General features: G+C 63.1%; 19 protein-coding genes and 1 tRNA gene. 9 read left to right on the top strand and 11 right to left on the bottom strand.

Going from position 1 to position 24,246, the window contains the following annotated elements; all coding sequences use genetic code 11:
• Positions 1-93: 93 nt before the first annotated feature.
• Positions 94-169, bottom strand: a tRNA-Val gene (locus tag AAF358_05395).
• 56 nt (positions 170-225) lie between these two features.
• Positions 226-1,248, bottom strand: a complete 1,023-nt coding sequence (gene cysB / locus AAF358_05390; protein MEM7704964.1) for an HTH-type transcriptional regulator CysB — start codon at positions 1,246-1,248, stop codon at positions 226-228.
• A 148-nt stretch (positions 1,249-1,396) separates the two neighbouring features.
• On the opposite strand from cysB, the gene cysG reads away from it, so the two are divergent.
• The 4 genes from cysG (at position 1,397) to AAF358_05370 (ending at position 7,026) form a co-directional block, all read left to right on the top strand.
• Positions 1,397-2,794, top strand: coding sequence for a siroheme synthase CysG (cysG, locus tag AAF358_05385; GenBank protein MEM7704963.1), 1,398 nt, complete (start codon positions 1,397-1,399; stop codon positions 2,792-2,794).
• A 160-nt stretch (positions 2,795-2,954) separates the two neighbouring features.
• A complete protein-coding gene (cysK, locus tag AAF358_05380) occupies positions 2,955-3,908 on the top strand; it encodes a cysteine synthase A (protein MEM7704962.1) in 954 nt (317 codons plus the stop codon).
• A 300-nt stretch (positions 3,909-4,208) separates the two neighbouring features.
• Positions 4,209-4,793, top strand: coding sequence for a sigma-70 family RNA polymerase sigma factor (locus tag AAF358_05375; protein MEM7704961.1), 585 nt, complete (start codon positions 4,209-4,211; stop codon positions 4,791-4,793).
• Complete coding sequence (locus tag AAF358_05370) at positions 4,783-7,026, top strand: serine/threonine-protein kinase (protein MEM7704960.1); 2,244 nt, start codon at positions 4,783-4,785, stop codon at positions 7,024-7,026. The genes AAF358_05375 and AAF358_05370 overlap by 11 nt, the downstream gene beginning before the upstream one ends.
• A gap of 47 nt (positions 7,027-7,073) precedes the next feature.
• On the opposite strand, the gene AAF358_05365 is transcribed toward AAF358_05370, so the two are convergent.
• Entirely contained in the window at positions 7,074-9,725 is a 2,652-nt protein-coding gene (locus tag AAF358_05365) for a ThuA domain-containing protein (GenBank protein ID MEM7704959.1), read from the bottom strand.
• A gap of 234 nt (positions 9,726-9,959) precedes the next feature.
• Here AAF358_05365 and AAF358_05360 point away from each other — a divergent pair, with 234 nt between their 5' ends.
• A complete protein-coding gene (locus AAF358_05360; protein MEM7704958.1) occupies positions 9,960-10,754 on the top strand; it encodes an ATP-binding cassette domain-containing protein in 795 nt (264 codons plus the stop codon).
• Here AAF358_05360 and paaX read toward each other — a convergent pair.
• Positions 10,721-11,665 (bottom strand): phenylacetic acid degradation operon negative regulatory protein PaaX, encoded by a 945-nt coding sequence (gene paaX / locus AAF358_05355; GenBank protein MEM7704957.1) that lies wholly within the window; start codon positions 11,663-11,665, stop codon positions 10,721-10,723. The genes AAF358_05360 and paaX overlap by 34 nt on opposite strands.
• A 178-nt stretch (positions 11,666-11,843) precedes the next feature.
• Between paaX and AAF358_05350 the strand changes: the two genes are divergently transcribed.
• Complete coding sequence (locus AAF358_05350) at positions 11,844-13,955, top strand: transketolase C-terminal domain-containing protein (protein ID MEM7704956.1); 2,112 nt, start codon at positions 11,844-11,846, stop codon at positions 13,953-13,955.
• On the top strand, positions 13,952-15,346 hold the full coding sequence (locus AAF358_05345) for a 2-oxo acid dehydrogenase subunit E2 (GenBank protein ID MEM7704955.1): 1,395 nt from the start codon (positions 13,952-13,954) through the stop codon (positions 15,344-15,346). Before AAF358_05350 ends, AAF358_05345 begins: the two co-directional genes overlap by 4 nt.
• A 30-nt stretch (positions 15,347-15,376) precedes the next feature.
• On the opposite strand, the gene AAF358_05340 is transcribed toward AAF358_05345, so the two are convergent.
• The 7 genes from AAF358_05340 to AAF358_05310 form a co-directional block, all read right to left on the bottom strand.
• On the bottom strand, positions 15,377-16,285 hold the full coding sequence (locus tag AAF358_05340) for a haloalkane dehalogenase (protein MEM7704954.1): 909 nt from the start codon (positions 16,283-16,285) through the stop codon (positions 15,377-15,379).
• Positions 16,286-16,322: 37 nt separating this feature from the next.
• Positions 16,323-17,141: an alpha/beta hydrolase gene (locus AAF358_05335; GenBank protein MEM7704953.1), complete on the bottom strand. Its 819-nt coding sequence runs from the start codon at positions 17,139-17,141 to the stop codon at positions 16,323-16,325.
• Positions 17,138-18,640 carry a wax ester/triacylglycerol synthase family O-acyltransferase gene (locus tag AAF358_05330; GenBank protein ID MEM7704952.1) on the bottom strand — a complete coding sequence of 501 codons (1,503 nt, stop codon included), beginning with the start codon at positions 18,638-18,640 and terminating at the stop codon, positions 17,138-17,140. Before AAF358_05330 ends, AAF358_05335 begins: the two co-directional genes overlap by 4 nt.
• Before the next feature lie 86 nt (positions 18,641-18,726).
• A complete protein-coding gene (locus AAF358_05325) occupies positions 18,727-19,827 on the bottom strand; it encodes an NAD-dependent epimerase/dehydratase family protein (protein MEM7704951.1) in 1,101 nt (366 codons plus the stop codon).
• A 63-nt stretch (positions 19,828-19,890) separates the two neighbouring features.
• Positions 19,891-20,604, bottom strand: coding sequence for a TMEM175 family protein (locus AAF358_05320; GenBank protein MEM7704950.1), 714 nt, complete (start codon positions 20,602-20,604; stop codon positions 19,891-19,893).
• Positions 20,605-20,692: 88 nt separating this feature from the next.
• Positions 20,693-21,415 carry a DUF1223 domain-containing protein gene (locus AAF358_05315; GenBank protein ID MEM7704949.1) on the bottom strand — a complete coding sequence of 241 codons (723 nt, stop codon included), beginning with the start codon at positions 21,413-21,415 and terminating at the stop codon, positions 20,693-20,695.
• Between the two features lie 86 nt (positions 21,416-21,501).
• The gene (locus tag AAF358_05310; GenBank protein ID MEM7704948.1) at positions 21,502-21,891 is read right to left on the bottom strand and encodes a hypothetical protein; all 390 of its coding nucleotides are present in this window, start codon (positions 21,889-21,891) and stop codon (positions 21,502-21,504) included.
• A 239-nt stretch (positions 21,892-22,130) separates the two neighbouring features.
• Here AAF358_05310 and AAF358_05305 point away from each other — a divergent pair, with 239 nt between their 5' ends.
• Positions 22,131-22,892 (top strand): DUF3450 domain-containing protein, encoded by a 762-nt coding sequence (locus tag AAF358_05305; protein ID MEM7704947.1) that lies wholly within the window; start codon positions 22,131-22,133, stop codon positions 22,890-22,892.
• The gene (locus AAF358_05300; GenBank protein ID MEM7704946.1) at positions 22,893-24,245 is read left to right on the top strand and encodes a MotA/TolQ/ExbB proton channel family protein; all 1,353 of its coding nucleotides are present in this window, start codon (positions 22,893-22,895) and stop codon (positions 24,243-24,245) included. It begins immediately after the preceding gene.
• Position 24,246 lies beyond the last annotated feature (1 nt).

Below are 24,246 nucleotides of genomic sequence, written 5' to 3'. Positions count from 1 at the left end.
ACGATGATCCGAGGGACGGATGAAAAGTCCTCTTAAATCCCTTCGTATGGAAGGCTGTTCAAAGCAGAGAATTGTCTATCCGATTGAATTGATTGGTGGGCGATACTGGGCTCGAACCAGTGACCTCTGCAATGTGACTGCAGCGCTCTCCCAACTGAGCTAATCGCCCGCCGAGGTGGGAGCGACATCATACACATTTTCCAAGACCGCGCCAGCGGGCGATGGTTACTGCGTGGCGGCGTACTCCGCTTCCGCCACGTCCTCGGCGCAGCGCCCCTTAAGTGGTAACGTAGTGCCCTCGAACAGCGATTCAATGTCGGTCTGCTCCGGAAGCTGAACTGCTTCCCGAACTCGGTCCTGATCGAGGTGCGGCGCAAACCCTTCGATAAAGTCGTACATAAACTTGGTCAGCACCGTATCGCGGCGGAACCCGATCCAGGTCGTGGAGCGTGGGAACAGTCCGGGAATCTCCAGCGCCTTTAGGCCGCTCTCTTCGCAGTCTTGTGCCATCGAGGCGATGATGCCCACGCCCATGCCCATCTTCACGTAAGTCTTGATCACATCGGCGTCGCGTGCCGTGAACACCACCTCGGGCACCAGCCCTCGATCCGTGAAGGCCCGCTTGAGCGACGATTCACCGCTAAAGCTGAAGACGTAGGTCACCAGCGGAAACTGCGCCAGCCGTTCGAGCGTCAGTGGTTCGTCGTCCTGCGCAAGCTCGTGGTCGGTCGGCACGATGATCGACCGATCCCACCGGTAGCAGGGCAGCATCACGAGCGAAGGGAAGAGCGAATGGGCGCCGGTGGCGATAGCGAAGTCCACCTGCTTTTCGGTGACCATGTCCGCGATCTGTTCACTGGTGCCCTGATGCAGATTGAGCGACACATTCGGATACTGCTGGCGGAACGCGTTGATCACCTCTGGCAGCACGTAGCGGGCCTGGGTGTGGGTCGTGCCGATATGCAGTGCGCCGCGCTTCTGGTGATAGATCTCGTCCGACAGCGACCGGATGTGCTGCACCTCCTGCAGCACCCGGCGGGCCCGATCCACCACCTGGCTGCCCTCGGCAGTCAGCGACCCGAGCGCTTTGCCCTTGCGGGCGAACAGCGTGAAGCCCAGCTCGTCTTCCAGCAAGCGGATCTGTTTGCTGACCCCCGGTTGTGAGGTGTAGAGCCGCTCGGCGGCAGCGGTGATATTCAAACCGTTGTCGACGATGGCCAGGAGGTATTCGAGTTGTCGAAGCTTCATAAGCGCAGTTAACGGCGGGAGGAATTCCGGCGCAAGTTCCGCTGGTCCAATATAACCAAATCGTCTAAAGCGCGGGGGAAAAGATTATTTCCCAACCGGTGATTGTCCCGCCTATGGTGTAGGACCGTCATATCGCCCGAAAACTTCCATGGAATACCTGCCAATTTTTGCCGACCTCAAGGGGCGCAAGTGCCTGGTCGTGGGTGGGGGTGAGATTGCCGCCCGCAAAATCCGTCTGCTGGCGAGGGCCGCGGACCGCATCACGGTGGTCTCGCCGGAGCTCTGTGAGGAGCTTCAGGAGCGCGTCGACCGCCACGAGCTGGCCTGGTTCGCGGAGCGCTTTGTCCCGGACCACCTGGAGGACGTGGCGCTGGTGATCGCTGCCACCGACGACGACTCCGTCAACGCTCAGGTGGCTAAGGTCGCTAGCGAGCGCGGCCTGCTGGTGAACGTTGTTGACCAACCGGCGCTCTGTAACTACATCTCCCCGGCGATCGTCGATCGCTCGCCGCTGGTGGTGGCGATCAGCTCTGGTGGTGCCATGCCCGTGCTGGCGCGGCGCGTGCGTGCCTGGCTGGAAAACCTGCTGCCCGACCGGCTCGGCGAACTGGCGCTGGCAGCGCGCCGGGCACGCGATCGGATCGCCGCGCAGATTCCGGACCTTCTGCCGCGACGGCACGTCTGGGAGCGGATCGTGACGCGTGGTTTACAGGGTGACGCTGATCCCGAACAGGTGATCGATGAAGAGCTGCAGCAGGCGGAAACCGATAACGGGCGGATCTGGCTGGTGGGAGCGGGTCCTGGTGATCCGGACCTGCTGACGCTCAAGGCCGCTCAGGTTCTGCAGCAGGCGGACGTGGTCATTTACGACCGGCTGGTGGGTCCGGGCATCCTGGAGCGAGCCCGGCGCGACGCAGAATTCATCAATGTTGGCAAGCAGGCGGGCCACCACTCCTTCAGTCAGGCGCAGATCAATCAACTGATCGTCAGCCACGCGAAGGCGGGCAAGGTCGTTTGCCGGCTCAAAGGCGGTGATCCCACGCTCTTCGCCCGCGCGGGAGAGGAGCTGGATGCTGCGCACGAAGCGGACATTTCTGTCGAGCTGGTTCCGGGGGTCACGGCAGCCGCCGGCTGTGCCGCTGCCGCTGGGATCAGTCTCACTCACCGAGAACTGGCGCACTCGGTCGTCCTGGCGACGGCCCATTGTCAGAAGCAGCTAGAATGCCTGGATACGCGCGGGATGGCGCACGACGGCCAAACGCTGGTGTTTTATATGCCGATCCGGCAGCTGGCGATTCTCAAAGAGCGCCTCATTGCCGATGGCAAAGCGCTGGAGACTCCGGCAGCACTCATTGAAAATGGCTCTCGAAAAGGGCAGCGGGTGATTCGGTCGACGCTGGAAACCGTGGATCAGGCGGCGGAGCGTTTCGACGTCCAGTCGCCAGCGCTGCTGATCCTGGGTCAGGTGTTGCAAAAGATGCCAGAATCGAAGGTCACTGAGACATTTGCACCAGCCCTGGCGTCTGTGGGCCACAAAGCAGCGTAGTGGGCTGCTCAGACAAGAAATCGAATAGGTCCACTGGCTGTTGTGTGAGCCCTAGGGGTCAAGCGGCATAAGGATTGCTCGGTCAGGTCCGTTCAGCGGCAGCGACGGCAAACCGGCTCCGGCCAGGGCAGCTTTCAACAAGAATAGTGAAGGAAACAACATGATTTACGACTCGATTCTGGACACCATTGGCAACACGCCGGTGGTCAAACTCACGCGCACCGGCCCGGATAATGTGGACATCTTTGTGAAGTGTGAGGCGTTTAATCCGCTGAGCTCGGTGAAAGACCGACTCGCCTACGCCATCATCGAAGACGCGGAGAAGCGCGGCGCGCTGAAACCCGGCCAGACCGTTGTAGAGGCCACCTCCGGAAACACCGGTATTGCGCTGGCGATGGTTTGCGCTGCCAAAGGGTATCCGTTTGTGGCCACCATGGTCGAAACATTTTCCATCGAGCGGCGCAAGATCATGAAAGCCCTGGGGGCAAAAGTGATTCTGACGCCCGCCGCTGAACGCGGTACGGGCATGGTCAAGCGCGCGAAAGAGCTGGCGGAGACGCACGGCTGGTTCTGGGCGAGCCAGTTCGAAAACCCGGCGAACCCCGCTTACCACCGCAACACCACCGGCCCGGAAATCCTGCGCGACTTCGCCAACCGCCAGCTGGACTACTGGGTGACCGGCTGGGGTACCGGCGGCACCATGACCGGCGCCGGAGAGATGATCAAGCTGGCGCGACCCGAGGTTAAGATTGTGGCTACCGAGCCGGCGGGTGCCGCGCTGCTGTCCGGCAACGACTGGGCGCCACACAAGATTCAGGGCTGGACGCCGGATTTCATTCCCGGGGTGCTCAACCGCGAGGTGTACGACGATATGGTGCTGGTCACCGACGAGGAGTCCATCGCGGCCTCACGTCACCTGTCGACGCACGAGGGCATCTTTACCGGTATCTCCGGTGGCGCCACGCTCGCTGCCGGCCTACAGGTCGCCGAGAAAGCCAGCGCCGGCGACACCATCCTGGTAATGCTGCCGGACACCGGCGAACGCTATATGACGACGCCGCTGTTCGAAGGCATCACGGAAGAGTCGGACGACGAGTGGCTGGCTGAGCTGTAGTTCCTCTCGACGGACCCAATCCGTCATCGCCCCGGCCGCTATTGCGACCGGGGCGTTCTTCCGGGTCATGGAGACACTGGCCATGTTCTTTGGGGTCAGAGTAAAGGGACAGAGTAAACCGCGTTTACTCTGTCCCTTTACTCTGACCCCATCAATTCAGATCTGCGGTGGACTCGGGCTCGGTCGAATTCCTACTGCGAGTCGCTAGAATGTGAGCTTCAAACCCGCAGGGAAGCCGCAAGCCAGTGATCGATTTATCCCCGGGCAGCATGGCCGCCGCCCACCTCTTCGGCCCGACGTTTGGCTGAAGCGCTTTCCAATACGACCCAGCTGATCCGCCTTTATCGAGACGGCGATAGCGCCGCGCGCGATCGTCTGGTCGAGCGCTATCTGCCATTAATGCGCCAGTGGGCCCACGGCCGGCTGCCGGCATACGTTCGAGATCTGTCGGAAACCGACGATCTTGTGCAGGTCACGTTCATGCGAGCGTTAAACAAGCTGGACAGTTTTGAAGCGGAGAAGCCGGGCGCTTTTCTGGCCTATCTGCGGGCCATCTTGATGAACGTATTACGCGATGAAATCCGGCGCCTCACCCGTCGACCCAACCAGCTGCCGCTCACCGAGGAGCGGATCGCCAGCGAGGTTTCGGTGGTGGAAAACGCCGTGGGCGGGGAGCTGATGTCCGCCTATGAAGACGCGCTCTCCAAGCTGCCGGAGGAAAAGCGGGTGGCTATCATCATGCGCATCGAGTTTGGGATGACGTACGAGGAAATCGCCCGGGAGCTTGAGCGTTCCTCAGCCAACTCGACGCGTATGATGATCGTGCGGGCGCTGGCCGAACTCGCGGAGAACATGCCGACCGGTCCCGCCGACGATGACGCCTGAACAGGAGGCGCTGGCGGCGCGTATCGCTGACTCGGCGGCTGGCGCCACAGCCGGCGAGTCCCTGCCGGAGGGCGTCGATGATACCGACCGAGTCAGCAGCAACCTGGCCGGCCTGGGCCGGATCGCTAATGCACATCGAGCCGCATTGGCGATGCCGGAATCCGAGGCCCCCTGTCTTTTTGAGTGGCGCCACCTGCGGGTCGAACGAGAGCTGGGGCAGGGAGGGTTCGGCACGGTTTATCAGGCCTGGGACACCGTGCTGCGCCGGCGCGTGGCCCTGAAGCTGATCCGCGACGGCCGCGTCAGCGAAAGCCGCGACCGTCAGCTGATCGCCGAGGCACAGCAGATGGCCCGGGTGCGCCACGTCAACATCCTGGCGGTGCACGGGGCCGACAGCGCAGATGGCCGTACCGGCATCTGGTCAGACCTGCTCGAGGGCAGCACGCTGCAGCAGGTCATCGACGATCAGTGTCATCTGAGCCCGAAGCGGGCGGTGGAGATGGCGCTGGGGCTGGGAGACGCGCTCACGTTGATCCACCGCCGCGGCATGGTGCATGGCGACATCAAGCCTGCCAATATCATGATTCAGACCGACGGGACGCCGGTGTTGATGGACTTCGGGGCTGCTCAGGGATTGGAACAGCAAACGTCCAGCGCCGGCTCGCCGCTGGTAATGGCGCCGGAGCAGTTCACCGGCGGTCCCGCGACGGCTGCCACCGACATCTACGGCCTGGGCGCCACGCTTTATTTTGCGCTGCTGAGTCGGTTTCCGGTTGAAGCAGAGTCTTTTGAATCGCTTGACGCGCTACACCGGGGTGGAGCCACGGTAAGTTTCGAATCTGTTGCCCGGCGCTGGCGGCGGCTGCTGCGGCGGATGCTTTCCGCCGATCCTGACGAGCGTCCCGACGCATCAGAGGTGGTGGAACAGCTCAGGGCAATTGCCACGGCGCGGCCGCGTATGCTCATACGCCTGGCGACAGCCGTGGTAATCGGTTCCCTGGCGGCGGGTGTTGTGGCCGCAACGCTGGCCTATCGTTCCGCCGAACAGAGCCGCGAGCGCACCGAGCGCGTCAAGGATCTGGTTGTGGATGCGATCCGAACAACGTCACCCAACGATCAGTCGGGCCCGGCCGTCATCGAGGCGGCCTACACTCGCCTGGCCGAGCTGGCGTCAGAGCGGCTGCAGGATTATCCGGCCGGGCTTGCCGACATGAGCCTGGTGGCGGCCGAGGGGCTATGGCAGCTCGGACGCACCGAACAGGCCTTCGGCATTGCCCGGCAGGGGCATGACCTGATGCTGCAGCTGGAAAACGCGAGTCCGAAAGACCTCAGCTACAGCTGGTCCGTGCTCTCCGGGCTGCTGATGGATCGGGAGGACTTTGATGGGGCCGAGGAGGCGGTGCGGCGCTCACTGCAGGAGCTGGACAAGCTGCCGGAGACCGAAGCTGCGGCGCGGAAGCTCGTAAACTACAACCGCCTCGCGACGCTGGCCGGGCGCCGCGGAGATATGCAGGGTGGTCTTAGGGCGCATCAGCAGGTGCTCGCGCAGCGCGAGAAGGTTTACGGGCCTGAGAGCATCAGGCTGGCGGTGGATTACCATAACGTCGCTACCGCTTTTTCCAATGTCGGAGACTACGAGGCCGCCATCGAAAACGAGGGGAAGGCGGCGGCGATCCTGGAAGCCGCCGGCGACGGTCAGTCGGTCCGCATGGGGTTTGTGCTGCAGGGCCTGGGGCACGTTCTGGGGTGGGCGAATCGGCATCAGGAGGCCGTGACAACGTTCGGCGAGGCCAGGAATCTGCTGGCTGGCAGTCTGCCAGCCGACCACTCCCGCCTGAAGATTATGCGCGTTGCCGATTGGGGTAGCCGCTACCATCTCGGCGAGGCCGAGGCGGCGATTGACGCGCTCCGAGCGATGCTGCTTGAGTTACCCGCGGACGACCCGGCGCGGCTGCCGGCGTACCGTCAGCTCGGCGACCTGATGATTCATGAGCAGAACTGGCCCGCGGTGGTCGCCGCCTATGCGGTCTGCGTCGAAGATCAGCAGGCGAGGCAGCAACCGTTCATACCTTACTACCGTGCGGCGTTGGCCTATGCCCGCTACCAGGTCGACCGCAGCGCGGAGGATCCCACCGCGCCGCTTGCTGACGCGGTTGCACACTTTGAGCGCAGCGGCATGGTCCAGCACCGTCTTCTTCAGCAGCTCAAGGCCTGGCAGGACTCTGACGCTTAGCGCCACCCCAGCGTAGGCGCGCGGCCAGATCGCCGCGTGGCGCGGGGCTATTCAAAGCCGTCTGAAAAGATGAGCGTGCTGAGATCGCTGACCGAAAAATTCACCGTGACATCGGCCAGTACCTGGCCGCTGGCGTTGGCGCTGGCGAAAGCCTCGACCCGCAGCGCGTAGCTTCCCGTCAGGATGACCGCTCCGGCAAAGTCGCCATTGCTGTCGCCGAACAACGTGTAGGGCGCAACGTTTTCGGTTCGGCTCTCGGAGACCGGGCCAGTCAGCGTGAAACGGACGCTCGCAGTGCCGAGCGGCAGCCGTTCGGTTCTTACCGAAAACTCCGAGAAGCCAAGCGTGGCGAGCGCCAGGTTTGAGCCGTTGGATAGCGGGCCGGCGTCGACGTCACCGGCGGCGTCGATCAGCTCCAGCGTGATGGGCTGCTGGCCAACGCTGATGCTGACGCTGGTAGTTGGGGAGTTCAGCAGGCCGTCCGATGCTTCGTAGGTGAAGCTGACGGCGCCGCTGAAGCCGGCTGCCGGCGTGAAGCTGAAGCCGCCGTTGTCCGACAGATCCAGGGTGCCGCTCGCCGGGTCGTCCACGAGCACCGCCGTCAGCGCGTCTCCGTCGAGGTCGCTGTCATTGTCCAGGATACCGGGCGCTGCAACGATGAGCGTTTGGTCTACGTCGGTGCTGTAGCTGTCCGGACTGGCCAGCGGAGCCCGGTTGCCGAGCGTCCCGGAGGGCGCCAGATGCAGCGCGACCTCGGTACCGAACTGCGCAGGCACAGCAAACGGCGCGTCGCTGGCATTTCGCGTCTGGGTCAGGGAAGCTCCGCTGCTCGGGTCAAACCAGGTCAGGCTGTAGCCTCCGACGGCGAGGCCGCTGACGCCCATCGAACCCGGCGAGTCGAGGTCGTACAGCACGTAATTCTGAGTTGTCGTGTTGGCCAGCACCCAAAGCGTGTCCGCCGCCGCCAGGTCGTCTCGTGGTGTCAGCGTGCTGAAGCCTGATGCCTCCATAAACTCGCGCAGCCGGCGAAGATCGGCCAGCATCTCGGGCGTGGGGTCGTGTGGGTCAACAGCGCTCGTGGGATTGCCATTCGAGTCGCGGCTGCACAGGCGGCCGGCTTCCGCGCACTCGTAGGCGTTGTAGAGGAGCACGTAGCCCCCGCCCATGGCGCTGCCCCAGTTTGATTGCCGGATGGGGGTGCGATCCCCATTGCCGAGGAGGTTCAGGTGCCAGGGGTGGCACTCCGACATCACGTACACCCAGCTGCCCTGCTCAGCCTCGCCGTGGACGCCGGCGGGGCTGCGGGTGCTGGCGTTTCCGCAGATCTGCTGGGCAAACACGTTGACGTTGGGATCCGTGCCAAACTGCATGGCCTGGCCGTTGTTGTGATGGACGCCGATCGGGTGCACCGGGTCGTGCCGCCGGATTTCCGCGGCGATGGCGGACATCAGATCATTATCCTCCCCGGTGGTGCAGCGTCCCATGAGGTACTCCTCGCCCGCCAGCCACACCAGGTGGTCTAGGTCCTTAAAGGCGTTGACGAGCGCTTCGATGTAGTCGACAGCATCCTGGCTGAGCGGCACGTCACAGCCCCACGGTCGCGCCGTGTCGTCGATCACGTGGAACCACGTGACGATCTCGGCCTGATCGAGCTGCGTTAGAAAGCTTCGCCAGTTGTCGAACACGCCAGGAGCGATCCCGCTGGTGGGGTCATTGTTGACGTTGAACGGATCCTCAAAATCATAGCCGTCGCCTTCGAATGACCGGATGGAGTGCATATAAAGCGCGTTGGCGCCGCTGGCCACGAGCTGATCCACAATCTCCTGTTTTCGGGCGTCAGTCTCATAAAGAAAACCCTCCGGTCCGCCGGCGCCCGCCATAAAAAACGGCCGCCCCGAGTTCTGGCGGACAAACCATTGACCGCTGGCGTCGACGGTCAGCGGACCCTCAAGATTGGCGGCATATTGGATGCCGCCGAGCAAATGCGAAACGAACTCAGGTTCGGTATAGCTGGCGCTCGTGTGGCCCATGGCGGTGTACCAGGAACGGCCGCCGTCATACTCGTGAAACCAAACCAGCGGGTGATCCGGGCCCATCTGACCGCCGTTGTAAGTCGATTCATCGATGGTCATGAGTACGTTGACCGCGCCGCGGGGATTGGTTCGAAAGTCGTACCATTCGTCGAAACGGCTGAGGGTGGTAGGCAGGTTACGGGTAGACGGATGGTCCGGGTCTTCGACGGTCAGAGTCGCCGTCTGCTGCGCCGGGTGTCGCTGAAAATAGGCGCCCACCAGGCCTCCGTACCATGGCCACTGGTACTCGGTATCGCTGGCCGAGTGCACGCCCACATAGCCGCCGCCCGCCTGGATGTAGCGCTCAAAAGCCTCCTGCTGTGAGTCGTTGAGCACGTTGCCGCTGGTGAGCACAAAGGCCACGGCGGCGTAGTTCGCCAGGTTGGCGTCGGTGAAAGCCGTCGCGTCTTCGGTGGCGTCCACGGCGAAACCATGTTGGGCGCCTAGGTTTTCGATGGCGGTCAGCGCGCTGCTGATTGAGCCATGACGGAAGCCTTCGGTCTTGCTGAACGCCAGGATCCGAGGCGAGCTGTTCTGACCCGCCTGGCCCGTCGCAACCGCAAAGGCGAGCAGCCCGGTAAACAGGGCGGCCCGTAGACACGTGCGCACGAGTAGTTGAAGCGTCATCAAGACATCCAGCCAAACTGCAGTAGCCGCATCTTACGAAGCCTTGCGGCGCAGAAGTGTGACGCGCATCATGGCGGCCGGTCTAGTGTCCTGTTTGGCAAGTTCGTTGCGTTTCAGAGCCCCGTTGCGAGCCTTGGCCCGGGGACCACCCGGGCCAAGGCGCGCGCGGAAATAAAACGAACTTGCCAAACAGGACACTGGTTTTCCTCGTGCAGCATTTAGGTCACCCAAGCCGTGTCAGAGCCCGCGCTCATCGAGCTGAGAAATGTCGAATGTTGGCGAGGGCCGACCCAGGTCTTTGCTAGCCTTTCCCTCACGATCGGTCAGCACGAAAACGTGGCGATCCTGGGCCCTAACGGCGCCGGCAAGTCCACGCTGCTTAAGCTGCTGGCGCGAGAGATTTATCCAGCCCCCAAGCCTGAGTCGTCGCTGAAGATCCTCGGCGAAAGCCGCTTTGAAACCCGACGCTATCAGGCGAAGCTGGGATTGGTTTCGCACGACCTGCAGCAGACCTTTCCCAGCGCGGCGACTGCTCGGGAAGCCGTGCTGTCTAGGTTTTCCGCCAGTCTCGGTACCTCGGGCATCGTGTATCGCTACAGCGATCAAGAGCAGGAAACCGCCGATGTGTTGCTCGATCGTTTTTCGCTGAACGGCCGATCCCTTTATGCCCGTATGTCGACCGGCCAGCAGCGCCGCTGCCTGCTGGCTCGCGCGCTGGCGACAAAGCCCCGGCATCTGGTGCTGGATGAGCCGCTGGCTGGCCTTGATCCCGGCGCAGCGTTTGCGCTGCTCGAAGAGTTTCACCGGCTGCTGGACGGCGGCATCAAGCTCGTTTTGGCCACCCACCATGTGCACGAGATCCTGCCGCAGGTTGAAAGGGTGATCTTTCTCAAGGCCGGGCGAGTCGAAGCGGATGATTCGCCGGAGCGGCTGCTGACGGGGGCGCGCCTGAGCGAGTTATACGACGTGTCCGTGCACGTTATCCGGGAGCAGGGCTATTGGCTGGCGCTGCCTGCCGAAAAGCGCTGAGCAAAATCGGCTCCCGGCCCCGGCAACAGGCCTGACTTGCCTTCGAGGTGGTGGCAGACATAGTCCGATACGGTTGGGCCAAGCAGCCGATAGAGCCGGGTCGTGAGCGCCAGCGCCTCGCGACCGGGCCAGGTTTTGGCCAGAAGCTCCTCGGGGAGGTCTGCGTCTCGGAGCAGCAGCCGCCGGTAGTCGTGAATCAGCAGCGTGCGCAGCAGGAAGCAAGCGTGGTCTGACAGCAGCTCGCCGTTTTCCAACGCCTGCAGCGACGGCTGGTAGGCGCTGCAAAACGCCCGGTAGCTCTCACCCAGCTCCTTCAGCTTCCAGCTTTTCACCGCGAGCTGCTGGAGCACTTCCAGCGAGGCATCGTCCTCGGTTTGGGCGCTAAGGACCGTCACCTTGCCAGCCAGATTCATGTCGGCCAGGGTTTCATCGAGCGCGGTGCGGTCGTGGCTCGGGTGCGCCATCATGCCCGGAGAGAGCGTGCCGTAGCCGAGCCACTGCAGCTCGCGCCGCAGCGCGTCGCGCTCCCGGTCGGTCAGAAATCCGGCCAGCACGAGCATCCATTGTCCGTCCCACACCGATTGCCCCAGGTTGTAAATCCGCTGGGCGGCGCTGCGGTAGCTACGAAGGCCCTTGGCGCTGAAGCTGTAGTAAGACCGACGCCCAATCTGCTCGCTGGTCAGCCAGTCGTCCTGGGACAGGCGATAGACCGAGGTCCGAATCAGGCGCTCGCTCAGACCGAGCGGCGCCAGGGCGCGGATCAGGCTGCCTAGCCAGACGCAGTTGCCGTGCTGCGAGATGGTGTCGCCAAACACCGTGATGATCAGCGACCCGGCGCGAAGCGGTCGGCGGCTGCGAAAAGCGGCGATCAGGGGTTCGAGCGTGTCCTGGGCCAGGGCAGGAAGCGTCATGAGAATGGTTGTTTCCTGATTAACATAGCAATTTTATGATACAGAAAATCTCATTAGCATTGGTAATCAGGTATCAGGTTGGCCATGGGAGCCATTATGGTCTGATCTGAAATGTAGCGTAAACCCGCTGCGCGCCGCCAATCGACAAGCTGAATTGGCGCACGTGCTGGAGGTACTGATGGACCAACAGGCCGCCCTAGACACCATCCCGGATCCCACTGCCGTCGACTGGCTGCAGATCTCACGTCTGCTGCTCACCAGTCGACTCATCGATCATATCGAAGAGACGGAGCTGGTGCCGGCTCGTCAGGTCTTCAATCAATTTTCTGCCCGCGGCCATGATTTTGCGCAGATTCTGCTAGGGAGCCGACTGACCCATACGCACGACGGCGCCACCGGCTACTACCGGTCGCGCCCCCTTGCGCTGGCGCTGGGGCTCACGTCCGAGGACGCCTTCGCCGCGCCGCTGGCGCGCAGCGGCGGCTACAGCGACGGGCGCGACATCGGTGTGGTCTGCAATCTGCCGGGAGCAGGACGCCTCGGGCGCGGCGCAACGCTGCTGCCCATGAGTGGCGGCGTGGGCGCTCAATACACGCCGGCGGTGGGCTGGGCGCAGGCGATTGCCTATCGCACAGACGAGCTGAAGCAGGCGCAGTGGCGCGGCGCGATCGCGGTGGCAACCGGCGGCGACGCTTCGGCTTCCACCAACGGGTTTTGGTCGGCGCTGAACATCGCCACTACGCTCAAGCTGCCGATGCTCTTTTACATGGAGGACAACGGCTACGGGATCTCGGTGCCGGCGCCGCTCCAGACCCCGGGCGGTGATCATGTCGCTAACCTCGCTGCCTGGCCCGAACTCAAGATTCTCGACGGCGACGGTACCGACCCGATAGTGACACCCGGCCTGATCGACGAGGCGGTTGCACACTGCCGCGATGGTCGTGGCGCCTGTCTGCTTCGGCTGAAGGTGCCACGCCTCTGTGGGCACACGTTTCAGGATACGCAGACCTACAAGACCGAGGCGTTTATCGCCGAAGAGCAGACTCGAGACCCGCTGCCGAAGCTTAAAGACTGGTTAGAAGAGCAGGGCTCGCTCAATGCTGCCGGCTGGGCGGAGCTGGAGCAGGAAGTTGAACAGGAAGTCCGTTCTGCGCTCGAAGCGGCTCAGGCCCGACCTGAGCCCGATACCGGCAAGCTGCGCCGGTACGTGATGGCGGAGAAAAAGACGGACGGCGGTATCGAGCTGCCAATGATGGGTGGCCTGGCGGCTGACCAACATCGTTTTCCTGAGTCCAGCACCACCCCGCAGCCCAGCGGGCAGCGGATCAACCTGATTACGGCCATTCGCCGGACGCTGGACGCGGAACTCAAAAGCAACCCTCGCGTGCTGGTTTTTGGCGAGGACGTGGGTCCCAAAGGCGGTGTGCACGGAGCAACGCTCGGGCTTGCAGAGTCTCACGGCGACGGCCGCGTGTTCGACACCAGCCTGTCGGAAGAAGGCATTATCGGCCGATCGGTCGGCATGGCGGTGGCCGGCTTGATGCCGGTACCGGAGATCCAGTTCCGCAAGTACGCTGAGCCCGCGGCTGAACAGATCACCGATGCGGGCACCATGCGCTGGCGCACGGCCAATCGGTTTGCTTGCCCGATGGTTGTGCGGGTACCCGGCGGCTTTGCGCGGCGGGGGGATCCCTGGCACTCCATGTGTGACGAGGTGGAATGGGCACACAAGGTCGGCTGGCAGGTGGCGATGCCTTCGCATGCTGAGGACGCGGTGGGTCTGCTGCGCGCCGCGCTGCGTGGCGATAACCCCACGATGTTTTTTGAACACCGCCATCTCTACGACAACGCCTGGTCGCGCCGCCCGTATCCGGGTGATGACTACGTGCTCGCGTTCGGCAAAGCAGCGACGGTGGTTGAGGGTGACAAACTGACCATCGTCACCTGGGGCGCCATGGTGGAGCGTTGCGAAACGGTTGCCCGAAAACGCGAAGGGTCGGTCGAGGTACTGGACCTGCGAACGATCAGCCCCTGGGATAAGGAAGGGGTGCTCGAGTCGGTCAAGAAGACCAGCCGCTGTCTTATTGTTCACGAGGATAATCTCACCGCCGGCTTTGGCGCCGAGGTGGCTGCCGTACTCGCCGACGAGCTGTTTTGGTCGCTCGACGCCCCGGTACGCCGCCTGACCATGCCGGACATTCCCAACCCCCATAACCTCGGCCTGCTCAACGCCGCGGTGCCTCGCGAAGACGAAATCGAGCGGGCCGTCGCCCGTCTGCTGGCGCTATGAGTGAGCTTGACATCGTCTTTGCCGAGCAGACCGAAGGCACAACGGCGCGCCTGAATCGGTGGCTGGTATCGGTCGGTGACGCGGTCCAGTCCGATCAGCCGGTTGCCGAGCTGGAAACCGATAAGGTTACGGTGGAAATCGCCGCACCTGCCGCGGGCTTTCTCGCAGAGCAGCTGGTGGAGCTCGATCAGGAGCTGGAGCCCGGGACGGTGCTCGGTCGGCTTACGAAAGAGGCGGTGGCGGGTGCCGCTGACGCCTCGCTGACCGAGGTGCTGTTTGTCACCGAAGACAATGAGGGGACCGCCGCAACGCTGGGCCGCTGGCTGGTGGAGCCCGGTCAGCAGGTGTCCGCCGGTCAGCCATTGGCGGAGGTGGAAACCGACAAGGTGATGCTCGAGATTGTGGCGTCTGATGGCGGCGCGATTCACAGCCTGGCCGCTGAGGCTGGACAGGAGCTCCGCCCCGGCCAGCTTCTCGCACATCTCGCCGTCGTCGACGCGCCCACGCCGACTCCGCCCGCTGATGCCGAGGCGCCGGGCGCCGACCGGATCAGCCCGGCTGTTCGCCGGCTGATGGAGCAGTACGCCATTCACAGCCTGAAGATGATTCCGGGTACCGGCGAAGGCGGCCGCGTCACCCGCGACAACCTGCTCTCCTGGCTGGAGCAGCGTGCGCCGGAGGCCGGCGTGCCGGAAGGGCGACGGGTGCCGCACAGCGCCATGCGAAGGGCGATTGCCCGCAACATGATGGACTCGATCAAGAAGTCGCCGCACGTGACGAGCTTGTTCGAGGCCGACATGAGTGCGGTGGCCGCACATCGTCAGGCTCACAAGGCGGCGCTCGCTGAGCAGGGTATCAAGCTCACCTACACCGCGTATTTTGTGGCGGCGGCGGCCGCCGCCATGCGGGCGGTGCCCCAGGTCAACAGCCGATTCCATTCCGATCACCTTCAGCTCTTTGACGACGTCAATATCGGTGTCGGCACTGCGCTCGGTGAACAGGGGCTGATCGTGCCCGTGATTAAGCGGGTTCAGGACCGCACGCTGGCCGAAATTGCGGCCGACCTCGGCGAAAAAACCGAGCGGGCCCGCACCGGCGGCCTAACGCAGGACGACCTGCGCGGCGGCACCTTTACGATTTCCAACCACGGGGTGTCGGGCAGCCTGCTCGCGGCTCCGATCATCATCAATCAACCTGAGGTGGCCATCCTGGGCGTCGGAAAGCTGGAGAAGCGGGTTCGCGTGCGTGAGGTGGACGGCGAGGACCAGGTCCAGATTGTGCCGAGCTGCTACGTCACGCTTTCTATCGACCACCGCGCGCTCGACGCCTTCCAAACCAATGCGTGGCTGGCTGCGTTTGTCGACGCGCTGGAGAACTGGCCGGTCGACTGAAGCGGGCCGCTCAGCGGCACCGGCCCAGCGTCAGGCGTTTGGGTTCTGCAGCCAGGGAATCAGGTGGGTCGTCAGCTCCTCGCCGGCGTCTTCCTGAATAAAATGTGCCGCCTGCTCAATGATGGCGTGTGGCTGGCCCTGGCATCCGGGAACCCGTGACTGAAAGAACTTCTCCACGCCCGCCATAATGGGGTCTGAGTCGCCAAACAGCGTCAGAAACGGCCGCTCATAGGCGGCGAGCGTCTTCCAGGCTTCCCGGTTTTCTGTTGCGCCGTCGATGTCCGCCGTGATGGGCACCAGCGGCGGGAACGCCCGGGCCCCGGCCTTGTAGCGTTCGTCGGGGTATGGCGCATCGTAAGCGGCCCTCACAGTATCGCTGAAGGGGCGCGCGCAGCCGGATTCAATGATCTTGCCGGTGGGAAACTCCGGCACAGACTGCGAGAAATCGCGCCACTGGATGAAGGCGGTTGACGGTTCACCCTGGCCGGTCGGCAGGATGGTGTTCGACGCACACACGGAGGCGAAGCGTTCGGGCTCGGCCGCTACGAGCCGCAAGCCGAGCAAGCCGCCCCAGTCCTGGCAGAACAAATGAATCTGGTCGAGCTCAAGCGCGTTGAGGGTCTGGGTCAGCCAGTCTAGGTGGCCACTGTAGGTATAGTCCTCGCGGCGTGCTGGCTTGTCCGAGCGGCCGAAGCCGACCAGGTCGGGCGCCACGCAGCGAAAGCCGGCGGCTACCAGCGGCGGGATCATCTTACGATAGAGATAGCTCCAGGACGGCTCGCCGTGGAGCAGCAGAACCACCGGGCCGTTGCCTTCGTCGAGATAGTGAACGCGGAGCTCGCCGAGCGCCGGATCCGTGACCGTCAGGTAGTTGGGTGAAAAGGGATAGTCGGGCAGATCGGAGAACGCCTCGTCGGGCGTGCGAAGTACGGCGTCCATGGGGCGATATCCTGTTCGGTTGGCTGCTGTGTCGTGGTCACCCGACCCAGTCGGGCTCCGGCGCTCCCACCAGCCATTCCGGATAGTGAGACTGATAGATCATTTTCAGCACGCCCTTGGGGCGAAAGCGCTGCCAGTCATCCGCCGGCTGGGCCAGGCGATCGGCCAACGCGATCAGCGCGCGCGCGTTGAATCCCAGACCCACGTGCGGGCCGCCGACGTGGATATTCTGCACGTCGTGACGCGCCGAGTTCTCCACCGTTCCCTGCCAGGCAACGATGCCGTCCGTGCGGGTATACAGCGCGGTGGTCGGCACCGGCGGTGGGGTTGCCAGCCCGTCGAGCATCGCGCGATCGCGAACCAGCGAGTTCTGGGTCACATAGTTGTAGATGCGAAGCACGTTCGTGGATTCGGGGTTGCACCGGAACGGGCTGCCCATGGTGATGACCTGACGAACGCAGTCCGGCATGTCGCGCGCGAGCTCGCGGCAATAGATGCCGCCAAGGCTCCAGCCTACAAGGCTCACCCTGCGGCCATAGCGTCGGTGGAGGTTGGCGATTCGGTCGCCGATGCGGCCACGCAGCTCCTCGGAGTAGCCCATGTTAGTGCCGAGCTTCCAGCGATGGCTGGCATAGTTCATGCCCGCGAAGAAGCGCCGCAGCGGCCAGGTGGCCCGGGAGCTGGTTAAAAAACCCGGGAGAAACAGCACCGGATGGCCGTCACCCTTAGGTAGAAATCGTCGCAGCGCAAACATCGGCGCCATTGTCGCTGCGTCTACGGCGACTCGGCCTTCCAGCGCCAGCAGCAATAGAGAGGGTGGGCGTTTCGTTGCAGCCGGTTTTACCTTGCGTGTCATCCCTGTTCCTTCAAATACGCTTCCAGCCGATCCGCAGTCTGGCTCAGGCTGCTGAGCTGCTCGCGCAGCGATCCGGATTCCTCCGGCGTTGCAGTGCCCGCAACTTCTTCGAGCTCACTTAGCGATTGTCGAAACAGCTCGCCAAGACGTTCGGGGTCGGGCACCAGGCTGACGCAGGACGTGATTCCGATCGACAGCTGCCCTGCATAGCTAAAGATTACCAGAATCAGGCCCAGGCCATCTATTAACGGTGCCGTGCCGTAGGTGCTCAACACCCGGGCGCCGCCGAGATACAGCGGCTGCTGCGGTCCGGGCACGTTGGTGATCACGAGGTTGAAAAAAGGCCGTCTACCGTCGCCCAGGGCCGTGCGTGAATAGAGCCGCGCAGCCAGCGCCGCGGTTGAAGTTGGGATGAGCTCAATCAGGTGGTTGGCGGGGAGGGCGCCCGAGTAGGCTTTGGAGCTGGTGGTGTTCTGGTGAATCTGGTTCAGCCGCTCGAGCGGATCATCCCGGTGGGTTTCCAGTCCCACCAGCATGGCAGACACCTGGTTGCCCATCTTCCCTCGCTGCTGCTCGCTGCGAACCGAGATCGGCGCCATGGCGACGAGCGGCCTATCGGGCAGGTCGTCATGTGCTTGGAGGTACGATCTCAGACCGCCTGCGCAAACCGCCAGAACGACGTCGTTGACCGTGGTTCCCGGCACCGCGTTTTTGATCGCTTTGATCCGGTTGAGTCCGAGGTCAACGGCGGAAAACGTGCGCTGAGCACACACGGGGGCGTTGAAGCGGCTGGGCGGTGCGCTCAGCGGCAGCGTCGGCGGACGTAGCTTGGTCACGCGGGAAAGACCGTAGAGCCTGGCTGCGCCGCTGCCGACTTCCTTCGCCAGCGCGGGCAGGCTGCGGGTTTTCAGCCCTAGCCTGGCGGCTGCGCTGATCGCCAGACGCGCGGCGCTGGGTATCTCCTCAGGCTCCCAGTCGTCGTCGATTGGCGCGGGTCGCGGCTTGCTGGTGAGATCCATCAGTACGCCCATCAGCTCTGCGCCGGAAGCGCCGTCGATCGCTGCGTGGTGGACCTTGCTGATCATCGCCCAGGAGCCGGGGGATACGCCTTTGATGCCGTTGACGCCCTCAACAAAAGCCAGCTCCCAGAGTGGCCGGCTGCGGTTAAGCGGTCGGGAGAAGCTTTGTGCGGCCATCTCCCTGAGTTCCTTGCGCCCGCCGGGCGCGGGCAGGGCCCAGCGCGGGAGATGCAGCGACAGCTCAAAATCCGGATCGCGGATCCACTGCGGGTGGGTTAGGTGGAGTGGGACCTCAAGGAGTCGTTCGCGCAGCATCGGCGCCAGCGGCAGGCAGCGGTGGATGTGTTCACAGAAGGCCTCGTAGCCAAAATCTTTCGGCGCGTCGGCAGCGTCCAGCAGGTACACGCCGCCGATGTGCATCGGCGATCGGGCGTTTTCAAGGTAAACAAAGGCGGTGTCCAGGCCGGAAAGTGCGCGCATCAGGCGGTCTCGTACAGCGGGCGGTCATCGTGCCATCTGCTCGAAACAAGCGCAATTGGCTGGCCCTCGCCCGGCCCCGCTATCGATCAAGCGCTGGCGTGCCAGGCTTTTAGCACCTCAGCTTCCCGCTCGGCGCTCAACCCGGCTCGCAGCGAAGTGCGGCCCGCTTCGTCGAACCAGCTGAGCGTTGCGCTGATCGTGTCGGACAGCGGCCGGATGGTGAGGCCTGCCGCCTCAGCGCGCGCCGCGCTGACGCGCCCAAAACCGGCGTAGTTTCCGGCAGGTGGGATCCACGCCGGCAGGTCTTGCCAGGGTGCAACATTCTGTTCGGCCAGGAAGTCGGCGGGCACCCAGGTAAGCTTGGACTCCGCCGGCGCAAACTTCAGGCACGCGTCGAGCATCTGGCTGGTGGTCAAGGAACCGGCGGGTCGATCGGTATTCATCGTGCCGGTGACGCCGTTTTCCATGCACAGAACGATAAAGTCCGCCTGATCGCGCACGTCGATAAACTGCATGGCCGTGTCCGCTTCCCCGGGCGCCAGGATTTCGCCACCCCGACGGGCGCGAACCGGCCAGTACGTAAAGCGGTCGGTCTTGTCCAGCGGGCCCACGATGAGCCCCGGTCGCACAACCGTCGTGCGCTCTGGGTAGTGTTGTCGAACCGCCTCCTCGCTAAGTGCCTTCAGGGCGCCATACGTGGCGCCGGTCACCTGTTCGGTTTCTTCGGTGAGCTGGGCCAGCGGTGCGTCCTCGGTCATCCCCGGTTCGGCGAAACCCTGATAAACAGAAATTGTTGAAACGAAGAGATAGTGTGGGACGCGTTCTTTGAGCAGTTCAGCGGACATCCCCGAAATCCGCGGCACGTAAGCTGACGTGTCGATGACGCCGTCGAAGTCGCGGCCCTTTAAGGCATCCAGCTGGCCGTCGCGATCGCCGATCAGCGTTTCGACGTCGGGGAACATATCCGGGGCGGTTTTGCCGCGGTTGAAGAGGGTGATCTTGTGCCCGCGGCTCAGGGCGCTCTTGACGATATGCGGGCCGAGAAAACCGGTTCCTCCGAGGATCAGCAGATGTTTGGGGTCTGGCTTGGTGTCGGCGGCGCGAAGGTTGGCGCCCGCGGCGAGCAGGCCGGCGGCCCCGGCTAGCTTAAGAAACTGGCGACGGTGGTGCAGGCTGACTGGGGACATGGCGCGGCTCCGGCGAAAGCCGCACAATCGACGACCGGGCTCACGCCGTCAATGGGCCGTCGGTCATGCCGTGGCCTCCTGCCGCGATTTCCAGTAGCCCCAGATTGGCATGATGATGCCCAGCGGCGCGTACGCCAGGCCGGCCCAGGCCCGATACTGAGGTGGCGCCAGCGTCGCGATCAAGGTGGATAAGACGCCGGAACTCAGCAGTATCAGCCACGCCTGCAGCTCGGCTTTAGCGATAAAACGTTCCAGCGAATTGAGGTTCAGCTCCTTAACGCGCAGCGCATGCACGTAAAGCAGGCAAATCATCGTGGACATACACACAAAGCCCGCGCCGTACACCACAAACACGTAGGCCACCACGTTTCCGCTGGCCTCGTCGAGCTCAAAGGGAACCCAGCCCTGCGTGATCCACGACAGGAATGCTGACGCCATGAGCCGCAGGGGGAAGACAAACACCAGCGTTACAAAGACAAATATCAGGCTGAGGACAACCGTTACCACGTCATCGAGCCCGAAGCGCCGGCTCCATTTATGGTGGGCGTACCAGAACATGGCGATGAGTAGGAAGCTGGCCGCAAAGGCCGGGATGTTCTTCAGTGCCGCATTCAGCTCCGCAATGCTCGTGGGGATGTTGTCGAACGAGATGACCAGCAGCGTCAGCGCGAAGGCAAACGCTGCGTCGGTAAAGGTTTCCAGCCGGGTCATATCCATGCCCCGCTGGCGGAATCCATTGACCTGCGGCAGCTCGGCCAGCTTTTCCTCGGTCCACATGGCTCAATTGTAGCCCGACCTCAGCTAGTGGGCCGGCCCCCCGACGCAAAGGCGGTCATGAGCTTTGCGCGGCGCGGTTTGCGTCCCACTAGGGGTTCAGCCAGCCACCGACCGCCTGCAGCGGGGCCTGAGTACCGTCGCTGACCCATACCGCCACCGCCTGCCGCTGGGTGGGGCGGCGGCTGATTGGGAGGTCGAGCGTACCCTGATAGTCGCCGTCGCTAACCTCCAGCGCCGTCGTTTCGAGGCCCAGCACCACAAAGTCATGGGACAGGCGCCGGCCGCGGTTTTCTCCGCGAGGCACCTGGGTCTGCAGGCCAAAACCCAAAATGGCCACGTGGGCCGTCGGTTGCGCCAGTCCGCGGGCAGACAAAGAAATGTGTACCTGATCCTGATCGATGGTGGACACCAGGCGCGGTGCTGACGCTGGGGCTGGGTTCAGCTGCTGGCGCCGGAAGAATCCGCGCCATTCTTCACCGTCGACAAAAAAACCGGGCGTATAAACGCCTGAGGCCAGACCCTGACCGGCATAGCTGCGCTGGCGGGCGCTGTGCTCAGGACGCGCGAATGGGTCGCGCCAGCCGAGGTAGTCCCAGTAGTCCACATGGAACGCGACGGGCACCACGTCCCGCCACAGGGCTGGGTCGTCGAGGTGTTCGCGGAGCCATCGATCGGCGGGTGGACAGCTGCTGCAGCCCTCGGAGGTAAACAGTTCAACGAGATGAACTCGCTGCGAACCGCTGTCAAGAACCTGAACGTCAGCCAGCGCAGGCTGGGTGACTAGTACTATAAGGAGTGCCCATGATCGCATCGCGTTACCAGTTGGGTTGCTTCACTGGTAGAGAAGAGCGGAAAACCTCGGGATCGCTTTCAAAGCTGCGCGGCGAGCGGCTGTTTTTAGGGCATCTGGATTTTGCCGCCGGGCGGGCCGCCAGCGAGGCCGCCGGTCGGGTCGACCTGCGGGACCACAATCGATGACTGCTGCTGACGTCGCAGCTCCTTGAGCTCCTCCATCGTCTGGTCGAGCGCCTGCTGGGCGTGGTCACCGAAGGCCTCAACGGCAGCCGTGAGGCTGTCGGCTTCGATCACAAAGTTCAGCGGAAGCGGGCCGGCGGGAGTCATCAGCTGCGCGGCGCCGATGAACTGCACGTCGCGGGAGCTGTCGATCTCTCCGTCGGCGTTCACGGGCGTCATTTTACGGATGGTGCCGAGGCGCTGATCGCTGAAAACCTCTTCTTTATAGAGGTTTTCGGCATCCATCTTCAGTTCAGGTTGATCGGGGGTCATGCTTAATTCTCGATATCGTTGGATCCATGGCACTACATGGGGCGGAGCGGGCCGAATTCAATGAATATGATAACGACATCAGCAAAATCCATAGCCCCTCTCTCTTCTATCTCATGTTAAATCACGGTATAACTGGTCGCCCGGTGCGATACCCCCCTTTATACCCTGGGTGTGTCGCGTAAAAAATTCTTAATTGCGTCGACGACTCGCAAAAAATCAAAATAGTACGGAGGGGTACAATGAAACTACGCAACGCGGCCATCGCCGCGCTGATGGCCTGCCTTGTCGCAGCTTCTGCCTGGGCCCAGAACCTATCGGATCTGATCGGCGCCCAAAATCAGGGTAACTCCGCCTCTCAGGCTTCCCAAGACCGCGTCGACAACATCGTCGATCAGACCCGCTACATCACCGGCGACTACAAAGCCGTGCTGAAAGAGATCGATGGTCTGAAGGTTTACAACCAGCTTCTGCAAACCCAGGTTGACGCCCAAAACCGCGAGATCCGCCAGATCGATGAGTCTATGGATCAGGTCACCGTGGTTGAGCGTCAGGTGATCCCCCTGATGATCCGGATGATCGACGGCCTGGAAGACTTCATCACACTCGACGTGCCGTTCCTGCTCGAAGAGCGCACCGAGCGAATCGGTAACCTCCGCGCCATGATGGACCGGGCTGACGTGACCGCCGCGGAGAAATTCCGCCGCGTGCTCGAGGCCTATCAAATCGAGAACGACTACGGCCGCACGATCGAAGCCTACGTCGGCACACAAAGCATCGACGGCACCGACCGTTCCGTGGACTACCTGCGGGTCGGTCGAATCGGCCTGTACTATCAAACCAGTGATACGACGCTGTCCGGCGCGTGGGATCAGTCGGCCCGTTCCTGGACGCCCGTCGGTAACGACGCGCGTGGCCAGATTCGCGACGGGTTACGCATCGCCCGCCAGCAGACGGCACCGGATCTGCTGACCCTGCCTGTCGCTGCACCGGAGGCCGGATAAATGAAGAAGCTACTTACAGCCGTATTGATGTTTGGTCTGGCCGGCAGCGCGACCGCCCAGGAAGCGCAAACCCTTAGCGAGCTGCTGCGGGCGGTCGAGCAGGGCCGAACTTCGGAAGCCGCCGACAACCGGGAGCGCGAGCAGCGTTTTGCGCAGGCGCGCGGTCAACAGCAACAGCTGCTGAACGAGGCTCGCACCGAGCGAAGCAATCTGGAGGCTCAGAGTCAGCGCCTGGAGGAGTCCTTCGAGGTCAACGAACAGGTGATTGTCGAGAAGCAGGAAGCCCTGGATCGGCGTCTAGGCTCACTCAAAGAGCTGTTTGGCGTGCTGCAGCAGGTTGCCGGCGATACCCGCGGTAACCTGGAGGCGTCTATCACCAGCGCCCAGTACCCGGATCGCACCCAGTTCCTGACGGACCTGGCGAAGAAAATGGGCACGTCCTCTCAGCTTGCGACCATCGAAGAAATGGAGCGACTGTGGTTCCTCATTCAGCAGGAGATGACCGCGACCGGCGAGGTAGCGCGTTTCCAGGCTCAGGTGATCGGCGCCAACGGCGAGCTCGCCAGCCGTGAGGTTATCCGAGTGGGTCCTTTCAACCTCGCATCCGACGGCGCCTACCTTAAATACGTGCCCGAGAACGGTGCGGTGGAGGAGCTAGGTCGTCAGCCGCAGGCGCGCTACGTCAGCACCACCTCGGCATTGGCCGGTGCTCAGTCGGGCCTGACGCTGTTTGCGATGGACCCGACCCGCGGCTCGCTGCTCGGCAACCTGATTCAGGCGCCGAGCCTGATGGAGCGTATCCAGCAGGGCCAGCTCGTGGGCTATCTGATTCTGGCGCTAGGCGCCATCGGTATCCTCATTGCGTTGGAGCGGCTGATTACGCTGACCATCACGTCAGGCAAAGTGGCCAGCCAGCTCAAGAGCGATTCGATCAGCACCGGCAACCCGCTTGGCCGCGTCATCAAGGTGTACCAGGACAACCCGAACCTGGACACCGAGGCCATCGAAGTCCGGCTGGGCGAGGCAATTCTCAAGGAAATGCCCGCGCTACAGCGTGGCGTCACCTTCCTCAAAATCATCTTCGTCGTGGCCCCGCTCATGGGTCTGCTGGGTACGGTGACCGGTATGATCAAAACCTTCCAGGCCATCACCCTGTTTGGTACCGGTGATCCGAAGCTGATGGCCGGCGGTATCTCGCAGGCCCTGGTGACCACCGTGCTCGGTCTGGTGGTGGCAATTCCCATCGTTCTGCTGCACACCATTGTGGCCGGCCGAAGCAAGCGGATATTGCACGTGCTGCAGGAGCAGAGCGCGGGCCTGGTGGCGGCGCACATCGAACGTAACCCCAAATAGG

The sequence above is a fragment of the Pseudomonadota bacterium genome, assembly GCA_039033415.1.
Lineage (GTDB): Bacteria > Pseudomonadota > Gammaproteobacteria > Xanthomonadales > SZUA-38 > JANQOZ01.
The sequence above is the reverse complement of the archived record's forward strand: the minus strand, read 5'-3'. Positions and strand labels throughout refer to the sequence as shown.